10 protein-coding genes are annotated in these 13347 nt (G+C 63.1%); 6 read left to right on the top strand and 4 right to left on the bottom strand.

The features are described 5' to 3' along the window. Positions 1–388 precede the first annotated feature (388 nt). Both U1E69_RS12340 and U1E69_RS12345 read right to left on the bottom strand, forming a co-directional pair. Complete coding sequence (locus U1E69_RS12340; RefSeq protein WP_322244665.1) at positions 389–1987, bottom strand: SIR2 family protein; 1599 nt, start codon at positions 1985–1987, stop codon at positions 389–391. A gap of 68 nt (positions 1988–2055) precedes the next feature. After that, a complete protein-coding gene (locus U1E69_RS12345) occupies positions 2056–2472 on the bottom strand; it encodes a tellurite resistance TerB family protein (protein WP_137111449.1) in 417 nt (138 codons plus the stop codon). 111 nt (positions 2473–2583) lie between these two features. Here U1E69_RS12345 and U1E69_RS12350 point away from each other — a divergent pair, with 111 nt between their 5' ends. Then, the gene (locus tag U1E69_RS12350; RefSeq protein WP_322244666.1) at positions 2584–4164 is read left to right on the top strand and encodes a lysine--tRNA ligase; all 1581 of its coding nucleotides are present in this window, start codon (positions 2584–2586) and stop codon (positions 4162–4164) included. Between the two features lie 229 nt (positions 4165–4393). Here U1E69_RS12350 and U1E69_RS12355 read toward each other — a convergent pair whose 3' ends face one another. Then, positions 4394–5254 carry an alpha/beta hydrolase family protein gene (locus U1E69_RS12355; RefSeq protein WP_322244667.1) on the bottom strand — a complete coding sequence of 287 codons (861 nt, stop codon included), beginning with the start codon at positions 5252–5254 and terminating at the stop codon, positions 4394–4396. Positions 5255–5389: 135 nt separating this feature from the next. Between U1E69_RS12355 and U1E69_RS12360 the strand changes: the two genes are divergently transcribed. Together U1E69_RS12360 and U1E69_RS12365 are read left to right on the top strand one after the other, a co-directional pair. After that, positions 5390–5791 carry a DUF4864 domain-containing protein gene (locus tag U1E69_RS12360; RefSeq protein WP_322244668.1) on the top strand — a complete coding sequence of 134 codons (402 nt, stop codon included), beginning with the start codon at positions 5390–5392 and terminating at the stop codon, positions 5789–5791. Positions 5792–6057: 266 nt separating this feature from the next. Beyond that, positions 6058–8346: a glycosyl hydrolase family 28-related protein gene (locus U1E69_RS12365; protein ID WP_322244669.1), complete on the top strand. Its 2289-nt coding sequence runs from the start codon at positions 6058–6060 to the stop codon at positions 8344–8346. A gap of 52 nt (positions 8347–8398) precedes the next feature. On the opposite strand, the gene U1E69_RS12370 is transcribed toward U1E69_RS12365, so the two are convergent. Continuing rightward, positions 8399–8905 (bottom strand): pyridoxamine 5-phosphate oxidase, encoded by a 507-nt coding sequence (locus U1E69_RS12370; RefSeq protein ID WP_322244670.1) that lies wholly within the window; start codon positions 8903–8905, stop codon positions 8399–8401. 104 nt (positions 8906–9009) lie between these two features. On the opposite strand from U1E69_RS12370, the gene U1E69_RS12375 reads away from it, so the two are divergent. The 3 genes from U1E69_RS12375 to U1E69_RS12385 all read left to right on the top strand — a co-directional run. Then, the gene (locus U1E69_RS12375; protein WP_322244671.1) at positions 9010–10659 is read left to right on the top strand and encodes a SulP family inorganic anion transporter; all 1650 of its coding nucleotides are present in this window, start codon (positions 9010–9012) and stop codon (positions 10657–10659) included. A gap of 288 nt (positions 10660–10947) precedes the next feature. Next, a complete protein-coding gene (acs, locus tag U1E69_RS12380) occupies positions 10948–12906 on the top strand; it encodes an acetate--CoA ligase (RefSeq protein WP_322244672.1) in 1959 nt (652 codons plus the stop codon). 3 nt (positions 12907–12909) lie between these two features. Then, positions 12910–13347, top strand: a 438-nt coding sequence (locus tag U1E69_RS12385; protein ID WP_322244673.1) for a nucleoside monophosphate kinase, incomplete at its 3' end; no start/stop codon positions are given.

The following is a 13347-nucleotide window of genomic DNA, read 5'->3' on the forward strand; positions in this document are numbered from 1 at the left end:
TCTTAGCTTTGCCGGGGGGGCGCTGGTCACCTCTGAGCGGTCGCGCCCGGGGGCACGCTCAGAGGCGGCTAAGAAGGAGGAGACCACGGGGGAGCGCGGGGCTGGCTGCCCCGAGGGAATGGATATGATGGCCCCTGATCATGGGGTCGACTATACGGGGGAAATCGGGGAAGGGAAGGGGGTTTGTTGGGGGCGGGGGCCGCAAGGGACTCCGGGCGGGTGTCCACGGTGGACGGATGGGAGTAAGGGGTTGAATTTGCTTGGGAATTGGTGTGGACGGTAAGGGTTTGTTAAGGGGGTGGTTAATCGGACAGCACAGGCTATCAAAGTTCGACTTAAGAGGGTGACAGTTTCATGGTCAGAAGACGAGCAAAAGAACTGAGATGGGCTACGACAGGTCAAAGCCGTACGCCAATCTGTCGTAGAATGAGCAGAGCTTTCGATAAAACGAAGAGTAGGGGTCGATGAAGTCCTCGGGCTTGTGAGCAAGAATAAAGTCTCGAAGAGCTTTCAAGTCAACATTTTCTGGACTCTGGTGTGGAATGAATGCAGCAACCTTTGCTTGGTCGGCGCCTGCAATTATTTCGGCCGTGGTTTTTCCTGCCCAGTATTTATCATAAGGCTTCTTGTATGATGGGAGGGCATAGCTCTTCTTCGCAATCTTCTCACAGACTACACGAGCAGAAGTGTATTTGGAGTCCTTTAGTTCCTGGGCCGTGTTGATTCCAACATCCCGAAGATAACGGAACACGGGAATGTAAGTTGTGCTTGATCTGCAGAATATAGGAAACGCCAACTTTAGAAGCTTCTCTGAGTCAAACAGGGATTTTTCTTTTGCAAAGTCCGTGTAAATGTCAGATAGGTTTATGCCTTGATAGCCACTTTCTGCAAGTGCCTTCTCGCCTTTCTCCGCAAGCTTTTCCTTCTTCTCGGATTGAGCTTGGGCAACGCCAACGCCAACCACAAACTCCACTTCTTCACTGGCATCAAGTTCGTCAATATCGATGACTGCGATCTTCTTCTCGGGAGACTCAGATTTCATCAGCTCATACATTTGTTCTTTGCAGTATCTCAAAATCCGGGCCGGAATCTTTCTTTTGGTTTCGTTGATCGCTGAATAGACGTTGGAAAAGTCGTCAGTTTCGAGGACGGTCGCGATGATCGTTCTACCACCCTCGCTGAACGTAAACTTCTGAATGGAATCTTCCTTTCCGCCTGATCTGCGAACGAAGATCAAGTTCTCACTGAACTGATCCAATTTTTCAGGTGTTAAACATTGTGCGATCGAAAAGATGATCTTCTGAATGTGCGGATCTGTCACAGAGTAGCCGATGAAGAAGATGGGATGCTCAATAAAAAGTGTGATTAGTTTTGCTGCGAGGTAGGGGTTCTTTTCTTCAAAGTCGTTGTAATCTTCGGACGTCAGAACAAGGCTCTGCGGCCTGCTCGCACATCCGTGTATCTTGTATATTTCTGCAATCGCCTGTGGATTAGAGAATAGTAGTTCTTCCTGCCCAACAAAGACTCGGTACTCAGGAAAGATTTCTTCAAGAAGGAAGTCCCAATTAGTTGTTATAATTCCGTCGACATTGGCTTCCTTAAGAATTGATAACTCCTTCTGAATCGACTCCTCTTGCAAGCCAGAGACACTGACCTCTTGCAAGTACTCGCATATCTCATTCTTTAAGGCGTCAGGGACTGCCTTCGTAGTCCCCTTGTATTTTTCTCGTGATTTCTCATACTTCGAGTCTTTCCACCAAATCTCGTGGAAATCTTTGCAAATTAGTTCCGCAGCCTTTGGAAGGTTTCCATTCGCTGAAGCAACATAGTATTCGAAACTTCCGACCCCATCGCAGAACTTTGAAAGAAGTCCTCGCCAGTCTTCCAGCCCAATGTACCGTCGGGAGAACCCAGAACCTACAAAGAGAAAAGGCGACGCGGACTTGGCCTTCAGGAGGTTTGTAGTTTCTGCCTTAAGGTCAATCATCTACTACGCCTTACTTCTAGAGTGTATCGCAACGAATAGCGAACTTGCACGATTTAGTGCCCGCGCCCTCACACCCCCATATGCCGCACCCGTGCGCCCCACTCAATCGCTGCCGCGTGCAACCTGTCGATCTTCAGCTCCTCGCGGACCTCTTCCAGCATGCGGAGCTCGACCTGGGAGTGCCTCCCGTCCGCGGTGACCACGTCACAGGCCAGGGCATAGGCGGTCTCGTAGAGGCGCTCGGGCAGGGCCTCGCGGATCAGGCCGAAGAGGGCGGCGAGGCCGTCTTCTTCCTCGAACAGGTCGAACACCGTGCGGGTGACGCGCTGGATGCGGTCGGGGTCGTAGGTGGCGAAGGCGGGCATGTGGTTGACCATGCGGGTGATCGCCACCAGCTCGGCGGTGCGCATGTTCTCGTCCGAGGCGGAGCAGGCGACCATGACGGCCACAAGCGCGTCCTGGGGTGACATGGCGGATTCGGGCATGGTCGGCTCCTGTCTGCGGTTGGCGGCAGATTATTGACGGGGGGGGCGGGGGGCAATAGAGGACGGGAGCCTGCGACATTGGGGTTTGCGGGCTTAGCTGGAGAGATAGCGATGAGTGCCCTGCGTGATGCGGCGATGAATTCGAAGGCCTGGCCCTTTGAAGAGGCCCGCGCGGTGCTGAAACGCTATGGCGGGAAGGACCCGGCGAAGGGGTATGTCCTCTTTGAGACGGGCTACGGGCCGTCGGGGTTGCCGCATATCGGGACGTTCGGGGAAGTGGCGCGGACGACGATGATCCGGCGGGCGTTCGAGATCATTTCGGACATTCCGACTCGGTTGATTTGCTTCAGCGACGACGTGGACGGGATGCGGAAGGTGCCGGAGAACGTGCCGCAGCAGGAGATGCTGCGGGGGCATATGCAGAAGCCGTTGACCTCGGTTCCCGATCCGTATGGGGAGTTCGAGAGTTTCGGGCACCACAACAACGCGATGTTGCGGCGGTTTCTGGATACGTTCGGGTTCGAGTATGAGTTCATCTCGGCGACGGAGTTCTACAAGTCGGGGCAGTTTGACGCGACCTTGCGGCTGTGCGCCGAGCGGTATGATGCGATCATGGCGATCATGTTGGCCTCGTTGAGGGAGGAGCGGCAGCAGACCTATTCGTGCTTCCTGCCGATCCATCCGGAGACGGGGCGGGTGATGTATGTGCCGATGAAGCACGTGGATGCCGTGCGGGGCGAGATCACGTTTGACGACGAGACCGGGCGGGAGTGGACGCTGCCGGTGACGGGCGGGCATGTGAAGCTGCAGTGGAAGCCGGATTTCGGGGCGCGCTGGGCGGCGCTGGATGTGGACTTCGAGATGTATGGGAAGGACCACTCGACGAACACTCCGATCTACGACGGGATCTGTGAGGTTCTGGGGGGCCGGAAGCCGAACCACATGACCTATGAGCTGTTCCTGGATGACCAGGGGCAGAAGATCAGTAAGTCGAAGGGGAACGGGCTGACCATCGACGAGTGGCTGACCTATGCGGCGACGGAGAGCCTGTCGTATTTCATGTACCAAAAGCCGAAGACGGCGAAGCGGATGCATTTCGACGTGATCCCGCGGGCGGTGGATGAGTATCACCAGCAGCTGCGGGCTTACCCTGAGCAGACGGTCGAGAGCCAAGTGAACAACCCGGTTTGGCATATCCACGGGGGGAAGCCGCCTGAGTCAAAGATGGTGGTTTCGTTCGGGATGCTGTTGAACCTGGCCTCGGTTTCGGGGGCGAAGGATGCGGGGGCGTTGTGGAAGTTCCTGCAGCGCTATGCTCCGGACGCGTCGCCCGAGACGCATCCCGATCTGGATGCGGCTGCGGGGTATGCGGTGCGCTACTTTGCCGACAAGATCGCTCCGACGCGGGTGTTCCGGCTGCCGGACGACCGCGAGCGGGCGGCGATGGAGGATCTGGTCGCAAGGCTCAAGGTCTGGGACGGGGCGACGGACGACGAGGCGTTGCAGTCGATGGTCTTTGCGGTGGGCAAAGAGCATGGGTTCGAGCCGCTGCGCGACTGGTTCAAGGCGTTGTACGAAGTGCTTTTGGGCGCGTCGGACGGGCCAAGGTTCGGCGGGTTCATCGCCCTTTATGGTGTCGAGGAGACGGTAGCCCTGATGGAACGGGCGCTGGCGGGAGAGCTGGTGGCCTGACCTCCCGCAAGGCGGCCCGATCGCTCTGCTGCGCCAACGAGATTGGGCAAGGTTGACGCGTCCGGCCTTTCGCGGTTTGGGCAGGGTGGGCGTGAAGGCGAGCCGGCTTCGCAGCAGTCACGGCCATCATCTACCTGCCCACGCTGGGAACGGCGCGGCTTGTCGTTTGACTTCGTCTCCTCCTCGCAGTGGCGATCCGACGAGGAGACGAAGTCGAACGAGGAGGTTTCTACTGAAGGTGCGGCTTGAGGAAAGCAACTGTCTCGCCAACCATCTGGTCCAGCGTTTCCGGCCCAGTGAAGGCGTTGAAGACGTGGTCCATTTCAGCGCTCCAGCTGGCTTCTTCGCCCTCATGCGCCGTCAGGAAGGTGTCGACGGCGGCGGGCAGTACCGTGGTGTCCTTGGTGCCATGCGCGATGAAGAGCGGGCCAGCATAGGAGGCAAGCTCGGCCGGGGGGTCGAAAGTGGTGACGCCTTCGAAGAAACCGCGCTTGAGTTCGATTGTCGCGCCCCAGGGGAGCGTGATCGGTAGAGCGGCATCGCCGACCTCAAGGCCCTTCGCAAGGTTTTCGACCCCGATGATCCCGCCAAAGGTTTCTTCGGGTTTCGCCACGGCGGCCCAGAGAACCAGAGCGTCGGGCTTGTCGGACCGGCCCGCGACGGCGGTGGCGACAAGGCCGCCCTGGCTCCACCCGATGATGGCAAGGCGCTGGCCATCGACGGCGGGGTTCGCTTCCAGCCAGTCAAGGGCAGCAAGGCCGTCGGCGACCTGGCCTTCGAAGGTGGTGTCGGCGAAGGCACCGGGGCTTTCACCCGAGCCGCGGAAGTCGATCCGCAGGGACGCGATGCCCTGTTCGGCCAGAAGCCGCGCGGTGCGGGAGAAGACGCCTTCGTCGGTAGTGGCGACCGGGAGTTCGTCGCGGACGCCGGTGAAGCCGTGGAACAGAAGGACCACGGGCGCAGGGTCGCCTGCCGGGGTTTCCAGGGTGCCGATCACCGGGCCAAGGGGCGTGTCGATGGTCACGGTTTCTTCGGACTGGGCGAAGGCAGGGGCGGCAAGAAGGGTGAGGCAGGCAAGGGCGGCGCGCATGGGCAGATCCTTCCGGTTGGGTGCGGCTATGGTGGCGCGGGGGCAGGGGGGGCTGTCAAGCGCCCTGCCGTTGACTTCTGGCGCGGCGGTCTAGGTCGAAAGGCCAAGGGGACGTCCGATTGGGAGCACTTGCCGATGCGCAATGGTCTTTACGCCGCGTTGATTGCCGCTGTCCTGGCCTTGCCCGCCGCCGCTCAGGAAGCGCCGATCCAGGATACGATCCGCAGCCAGATCGACGCCTTTCAGGCCGACGATTTCGCCCGGGCCTTCACTTTTGCCAGCCCGACGATCAAGGGGATGTTTGGCACGCCCGAGAATTTCGGGGCGATGGTCAAGCAGGGCTATCCGATGGTCTATCGCCCGGCTGAGGTGCAGATGATGGACCTGCGCGAGGTGGCGGGGAACCTGTGGCAGCGGGTGCGGATCACCGATCAGGCCGGGGCGGGGTGGCTGCTGGATTACATGATGGTGGAAACCGCCGAGGGCTGGCAGATCAACGCGGTGCAGATCCTGCCTGCGCCCGACGTCGGCGCCTGAGGGTCCATCTTCAGCACGTATCTGGCGTGGTCTCCCCCTCACCCTGACCCTCTCCCCCCGGGGGAGAGGGGACGCTTGGGGTGGCAGTGCACCCCCTTTGGCAGCGGCCTTCCTGTTGCGTCGGACGCGGGTCCTGCGCGCGGCGGCATGAGCCGCGGTTAAGCCTTCCTTGCTACCCCCTTGGCCCCATGACGGCGCGGTGTCTCCGGGGGGTCCTGGCGCATCGCGCGTGGCAGTGGCGCGAAGCGAGGCAAGGGAAATCAAAGATGAACAAGGCTATCACTGACGGGCTGGTCCTGATGCCGCCGCCGTTCTCGGCAGGGCTCAACCTCTGGTCGCGCGAGGACGGGACGCCCGGTTCGGGGTCCTACCAGGGCCAGCCGAACGCGGCGCTGGTCACCAATGACCAGGATTTCGGCGGCTGTCTGGAGCTGCAGAAGACCGAAGCCACGCAGAAGCTGCGGAGTTTTGCGCAGACGCCGATCCAGCCGGGCCTGTATCTGCGGGTGACGGCCCGGGTGAAGGCGGTGTCGGGGAACCTGCCTTCGGTCCGCATTGCGGCCTGGGCGGGGGACGTAAGCGGGCAGAACGTCGTCGGCCTGCCGCAGACCGGGGCCTCGGTCGCGCTTACGGCGTACGGCCAGGTGGTGACGGTGAGTGCGATCATCTCTCCGGCCAGCCGGACGGGGGTCACGTTGCCCTGGTCGCTGCAGTCGGTCTATGCCCATGTCGGCCTGGACCTGACCGGGGCCAACGGGGGCGTCGTGCGGATCGACGATATCGAGGTCGAGGATGTGACCAACATCTTCATCCGCAAGCTGATGGACTGGGTCGACGTGCGCGACTATGGCGCCTTGGGCGACGGGACCACCAACGATGCTCCGGCTTTCCTGGCCGCCGACGCCGATGCCCAGGGGCGCGAGATCCTGGTGCCGTCGGGCACTTTCCGGTTGAACTCGGACGTCACGATCAACAGCCGCATCCGGTTCGAGGGCACGGTGTCGATGCCGTCGAACCGCCGCCTGGTGCTGACGCGGAACTATGACCTGAACACCTATGGCCAGGCCTTCGGGACGGAACTGGAGGGCTTTCGTCGCGCGTTGCAGGCGCTGTTCTACTTCACCGACTACGTCACGCTGGACCTGTCCGGCCGCCGGGTCGAGATGACCGCGCCCATCGACGTGGCGGCGCTGTCGGGGCTGACCAACTTCACCAGCCGCCGGGGCATCCGGAACGGCTCGCTTGTCGCGATCCCCGGCCCGGCCTGGACGACCGACGAGTTCACCTCGATTGCCACCTACTCGACCGCCAACAACCTGACGCTGACCAATGTCGCCAACGTGGCGAATATCCCGGTCGGTTCGCTGGTCATCGGGACGGGCGTGGGCCGCGAGGTCTATGTCTCGGGCAAGAACGTCAGCGCGGGGACCTTGTCCCTGAGCGAGCCGCTTTATGCAGCGGCCGGCACGCGGACCTATACCTTCCGGCGCTTCAAATACATGCTGGACCTGTCCGGCTTCCAGCTGATGTCGCGGTTCGAGCTGGAAGATGTCGAGTTCAACAACAATGGCGTCGGATCGGCGGTCATGCTGCCGATGACCGGAAACACCCAGCGATTCCTGTCCTGCACCTTCAACCGGCCGCAGGACCGGGCGATCACCTCTCCGGGCGACGGCTGCCAGGGCATGTTCGTCGACATGTGCCAGTTCCTGTCGAACGAGCAGAGCGTGGATGCCGTCAACCGCACCACGATCTGTCTGAACATCAACGCCAACGACGTCAAGCTGCGCAACAACCGGATCGTCCGCTTCGCCCATTTCGCCATTGTCCACGGGTCCGGCCACCTGATCCACGCGAACCACTTCTTCCAGGGCGACAACTCCTCGGCGGGCCTGCGACGGGCGGGGCTGGTCTTCACGCAGACCAACGTCTCGACCGTGGTGACGGGGAACTACATCGACAACTGCTTCATCGAATGGGGCAACGAGCATGACAGCGAGCCGCAGGAAAATGGCGAGTTCTCGTTCGGCGGGCTGAACATCGTCGGCAACGTGTTCATCTCGATCGACACCTCGTCGGCGTTCCGGTGGATCGTGGTCAAGCCTTACGGGCCGGGGCACTTCCTGTCGGGTTTCTCGATCCTGTCGAACAGCTTCCGCAGCGTCAGCGCCATCGTCGACCGGGTGGACATGGTGGATACCAGCTTTGCGACGCTGGACTTCAACCGGTCGCGGAATGTGCGGGTTGAAGGCAACAGTTTCAACAACGTGACCCAGTGGATCATCAACCCGGTCCAGGTGGCCCACACCCAGAACACCGCGGCCGAGACTTGGAACGTCAGTGCGGGCGGCTTCGTGCCGTTTGGGGCGCGGATCCGCATGGTCGAGGCGGTGGCACCCGAAGGGATGATCACCAACGGGGCGGGTGCTGCGCGGTATGTCTTCCCCTATTCGGTGCCGGGGACGGGCGCGGGCGGCAACGAGGCGCAGGTCCGCTGGGGCGAGGCCGTGCGGGGCAAGGCGCTGGTCACGATGCGGATGGACGTGCCAGCCTGATCCTTCGAAGTTTCATGACGCGGGCGGTCCTACGGGGCCGCCCGTTTTCGTTTCACAGATCCTCGGGCGCTATGTGGAAGGCGCGGGCGAAGCCGCCGTTCAGCAGGGCCGAAGTCGGGGTCAGCCGGACGAAGGCAAAGTCGGGCAGGTCGATGTAGACCTGCGCCTTTGGGTTGCGCTGCAGCCAGCGGTCGCGAAGGCCGGGGCGGGCGGGGTCGTCGGGGGCGACGAAGCTGGCCCGGGCGCGGATCATGAGGCGGGGGTGGGTGAGGGGGTCACCCTTGTCGCCCACGTTGCCCAGCATCAGCGCACAGTCCGGGCGGTCGCGCAGGGCGCGGAAGTGGGGCGCAAGGCCCGACACCAGGGTCAGCAGTCCCACCTGCGGATCACGGGCAAAGGCTATGCGGCTGATGCCGGGGGTGCGGGTCTCGGGGTCCTGCCAGGCCAGGGCGGCGTGGCCCAGTGCCAGAAGCTGGTGGACAAGCGCCAGAGCCTCGGCATTTGCAGGCTGGACGGGATCGGGGCGTTTGGGGTCAGGGCGTTTGGGATCGGGGGTCATGCAGCCTCGCGGCAGTTGACAGTCGGGATATGGAGGAGTCTTCTGACGCCATTCCCGCAGACTTGCCAGCGATTACTGGCGTATCTCCTGGCCTGGATGCCATCATGACCGACACCGCACGGGGCCACACCGGCCCGTCCGAGTTCCTGCCGAAGCTCTTCACTGTCTGGCGCGAGGGCTATGGCCTTTCGGCCTTGCGTGCCGATGCGCTGGCCGGGCTGACCGTCGCCATTGTCGCACTGCCCCTGTCGATGGCCATCGCCATTGCCAGCGGAGTAGGGCCGGAGCGCGGGCTTTACACGGCCATCGTCGGCGGGTTCCTTGTCAGCGCGCTGGGCGGGTCCCGGTATCAGATCGGCGGACCGGCGGGGGCCTTCATCGTGCTGGTCGCCGCTTGCGTGACCGCGACGGGGGTGCAGGGGCTGATCCTGGCGACGATCCTGTCGGGCGTGATCCTGATCGTGGCGGGGCTTCTGCGGCTGGGCACCTACATCCGCTATATCCCCTATCCGGTCACAGTGGGCTTCACCGCGGGGATCGCCGTCATCATCTTCGCAAGCCAGCTGCGCGAGATGTTCGGGCTGACGCTGCCCGGCGCCGAACCCGGCGAGATCGTCGAAAAGGTCCGCGCCCTGTGGCAGGCGCGGGGGACGGTGACCTGGGCCGCCGTGGCGGTGGCCGCGCTGACGGCGGCGGTGATCCTGGGGCTGCGCCGGGTCCGGCCGCACTGGCCGGGGATGCTGATCGCGGTGGCGCTGGCCTCGGTCGTCGTGGCGGCCCTGGCCTTTCCCGTGGCGACCATCGGCTCGCAGTTCGGAGCTTTGCCGCAGATGCTGCCGATGCCCGCGCTGCCGGATCTGGCACTGTGGCAACAGGCGCTGCCCTGGGCGGCAAGCTTCGCGCTGCTGGGCGCGATTGAATCGCTGCTGTCTGCCGTAGTCGCCGATGGCATGTCGGGCGCACGGCACCGGTCGAACGCGGAACTGGTGGCGCAGGGGGTGGCGAACATCGGCTCGGGCCTTTTCGGCGGGTTCTGCGTCACGGGGACCATCGCCCGGACGGCGACCAACGTGCGGGCGGGGAGCCGCGGCCCGGTGTCGGGGATGCTGCATTCTCTGTTCCTGCTGGCCTTCCTGATGGTTGCGGCCCCCCTTGCCGCCTATATCCCGTTGGCAGCACTTGCGGGCGTTCTGGCCGTCGTCGCCTGGGGGATGGCCGAACGGCACGAGTTCGCGGCCCTGCTGCGGTCCAGCCGGGGCGATGCGCTTGTGGTCCTTGCGACCTTCCTGCTGGTCGTCTTCCGGGACCTGACCGAGGGGATCGTCGTCGGCTTCGCGCTGGCGGGCCTGGTCTTCATCAAGCGGATGTCCGAGACCGCCGGCATGCGCCCGCGTGAGGAACATCTGGACAGGCCCCGGGCCGACCGCGTGGTCTATCACCTGGAGGGCCCCTACTTCTTTGGCGCGGCCGCACAGCTGGGCGGCGTCCTGGACCGCATCGCCGAGGCTCCGCGCGCGCTGGTGCTGGAAATGTCGGGCGTGCCGCTGATCGACAGCTCGGGCGCGCGGGGGATGCACAGCCTGGCGGCCCGCGCGCGGCGACGGGGTGGGCGGCTTTACCTTGTCGGCCTGAAACCCGCGCTGCGCCGCCAGCTGGAAGCGCAAGGCCTGCACGAGCCGGAAGTGCAGTTCTCGGCCAGTCTGGCCGAGGTCGACGCGGCGCTGGATGCGCAACCGGGCGGCGAATCGGGTTGAACCGGGACGCGGCCCGTCCGGTTCCCCGCCCTCACGCGAAATCCATCGGCCTTCACACCGGCGTGAGCGGTAACGCGCCAGTGAAAGCAAGCACTTGGCTGCCACAATTTTCACACATTTACGGAATTGACGATACGCCAGTCAAGTAGTTTACAGAATTATTGATGAAAAATAGGGGGTTACGAAATTCTTTACGCGGTGGTATTCTGTGCGCAGGGAAAAGTGATCCTGACCCAGTCCCACGCTGTTCCGGGGTGTCGGCCCACACCCCTTCCGGGAGGAGAGAAAATGACCGAAGCCGCCAAATCCATTTATCCGCCATCGAACGACTTCGTGGCGAAAGCCCATGTCGACGCGAAGGCGTATGAGGCGCGCTATGCGGCCTCGGTGCAGGACCCGGAGGCGTTCTGGGGCGCGGAAGGTCTGCGCCTGGACTGGATCAAGCCCTATACCCGCGTCAAGAACACCTCGTTCCAGCCCGGCAACGTGTCGATCAAGTGGTTCGAGGACGGTCATCTGAACGTCAGCGCCAACTGCATCGACCGCCACATGCTGACCCGCGCCGATCAGACCGCGATCATCTGGGAAGCTGATGATCCGAAGACCCCGTCCAAGCACATCACCTACCGCGAACTTCTGGAGCAGACCTGCCGTCTCGCCAACGTCCTGAAGGCGCATGGCGTGACCAAGGGCGACCGGGTTGTTCTTTACATGCCGATGATCCCGGAAGCGGCCTATGCGATGCTGGCCTGCACCCGGATCGGTGCGGTTCATTCCATCGTCTTCGGCGGGTTCTCTCCCGACGCGCTGGCGAACCGGATCAACGATTGCGACGCCAAGCTGGTGATCACAGCGGACTGGGCGCCGCGGGCAGGCAAGAAGACCGGTCTTAAGGACAACACCGACAAGGCGCTGCTGCATTGTTCGGACAAGGTGCGCGTGCTGGTGGTGAAGCGGACGGGCGACCAGACCTCGTGGGTCGAGGGCCGCGACTTCGACCTGAACGCCGAGATGGCGGCGGCGAAGCCCTATTGCCCCTATGTCGAGGTCGGCGCGGAAGACCCGATGTTCATCCTCTATACCTCGGGGTCGACGGGCAAGCCGAAGGGCGTGGTACATACCACCGGCGGCTACCTCGTCTATGCCTCGATGACGCAGCAGATCACCTTCGATTACCATGACGGCGATGTCTTCTGGTGCACGGCGGACGTGGGCTGGGTCACGGGGCACAGCTACATCGTCTACGGGCCGCTCTCCAACGGGGCCACGACGCTGATGTTCGAAGGCGTGCCGAACTTCCCCGACGCGGGCCGGTTCTGGGAGGTTTGCGCCAAGCACAAGGTCAGCCAGTTCTATACCGCGCCCACGGCGATCCGGTCGTTGATGGGCCTGGGGACCGAGTGGGTGGAAAAGCACGACCTGTCGTCGCTGAAACTGCTGGGTTCGGTGGGTGAGCCGATCAACCCCGAGGCCTGGGCCTGGTACAACACCCATGTCGGCAAGGGCAAACTGCCGATCGTCGACACGTTCTGGCAGACTGAGACTGGCGGCCACATGCTGACGCCGCTGCCGGGAGCCATCCCGACCAAGCCGGGTTCGGCCACGGTGCCGTTCTTCGGGGTGCAGCCGGTGGTGCTGGACGCGGCCTCGGGTGCGATCCAGTCCGACACCGAGACGGAAGGTGTGCTGTGCTTTGCCGACAGCTGGCCGGGCCAGATGCGGACACTTTGGGGCGATCACCAGCGGTTCGAGGAAGCCTATTTCAGCCAGTACAAGGGCTATTACTTCACCGGAGACGGCTGCCGCCGCGATGCGGATGGCTATTACTGGATCACCGGGCGGGTCGATGACGTGATCAACGTCTCGGGTCACCGGATGGGCACGGCCGAGGTTGAGTCGGCGCTCGTCGCGCATGAAGCCGTCGCGGAAGCGGCCGTCGTGGGCTACCCGCACGACATCAAGGGGCAGGGCATCTATGCCTATGTCACCCTGATGAAAGGCGTCGAGCCGACCGAGGACCTGCGCAAGAAGCTGGAAGCCTGGGTCAGGAACGAGATCGGTCCCATCGCCAAGCCCGATCTGATCCAGTGGGCGCCGGGCCTGCCGAAGACCCGCTCGGGCAAGATCATGCGCCGCATCCTGCGCAAGATCGCCGAGAACGACTTTGGCGCGCTGGGCGACACCTCCACCCTGGCCGATCCGGCGGTGGTCGACGACCTGATCGCCAACCGCATGAACAAGGCCTGAGCCGTGGGTCCTGTCCTGATCCTTCTTGGTCCCCCCGGTGCGGGCAAAGGCACGCAGGCGCGGATGCTGGAGGAGGACTTCGGTCTGGTCCAGCTTTCCACCGGCGACCTTCTGCGCGCTGCCGTCGCTGCGGGGACCGAGGCGGGAAAGCAGGCCAAGGCGGTCATGGAGTCCGGGCAGCTGGTCTCGGATGCCATCGTGCTGGCGGTGCTGAAGGACCGGATGGCGCAGCCCGACGTGGCAAAGGGCATCATCCTGGACGGCTTTCCCCGTACGGCGGGGCAGGCCGCGGCACTGGACCAGTTGCTGGCCGAAGGCGGTGGCAAAGTCACCGCCGCCGTCAGCCTGGAAGTCGAGGACACGGCGATGATCGCCCGCGTCTCGGGCCGCTATACCTGCGCCACCTGTGGCGAGGGCTATCATGACCAGTTCAAGCAGCCC

The sequence above is a fragment of the Tabrizicola sp. genome (genome assembly GCF_034366665.1).
Lineage (GTDB): Bacteria > Pseudomonadota > Alphaproteobacteria > Rhodobacterales > Rhodobacteraceae > Tabrizicola.

Coding starts and splice junctions, on each gene's coding strand:
- U1E69_RS12370 (WP_322244670.1), bottom strand. CDS start 8,905: ATGACCCCCGATCCCAAACGCCCTGACCCCAAACGCCCCGATCCCGTC.
- U1E69_RS12355 (WP_322244667.1), bottom strand. CDS start 5,254: ATGCGCGCCGCCCTTGCCTGCCTCACCCTTCTTGCCGCCCCTGCCTTC.
- acs (WP_322244672.1), top strand. CDS start 10,948: ATGACCGAAGCCGCCAAATCCATTTATCCGCCATCGAACGACTTCGTG.
- U1E69_RS12375 (WP_322244671.1), top strand. CDS start 9,010: ATGACCGACACCGCACGGGGCCACACCGGCCCGTCCGAGTTCCTGCCG.
- U1E69_RS12340 (WP_322244665.1), bottom strand. CDS start 1,987: ATGATTGACCTTAAGGCAGAAACTACAAACCTCCTGAAGGCCAAGTCC.
- U1E69_RS12360 (WP_322244668.1), top strand. CDS start 5,390: ATGCGCAATGGTCTTTACGCCGCGTTGATTGCCGCTGTCCTGGCCTTG.
- U1E69_RS12365 (WP_322244669.1), top strand. CDS start 6,058: ATGAACAAGGCTATCACTGACGGGCTGGTCCTGATGCCGCCGCCGTTC.
- U1E69_RS12345 (WP_137111449.1), bottom strand. CDS start 2,472: ATGCCCGAATCCGCCATGTCACCCCAGGACGCGCTTGTGGCCGTCATG.
- U1E69_RS12350 (WP_322244666.1), top strand. CDS start 2,584: ATGAGTGCCCTGCGTGATGCGGCGATGAATTCGAAGGCCTGGCCCTTT.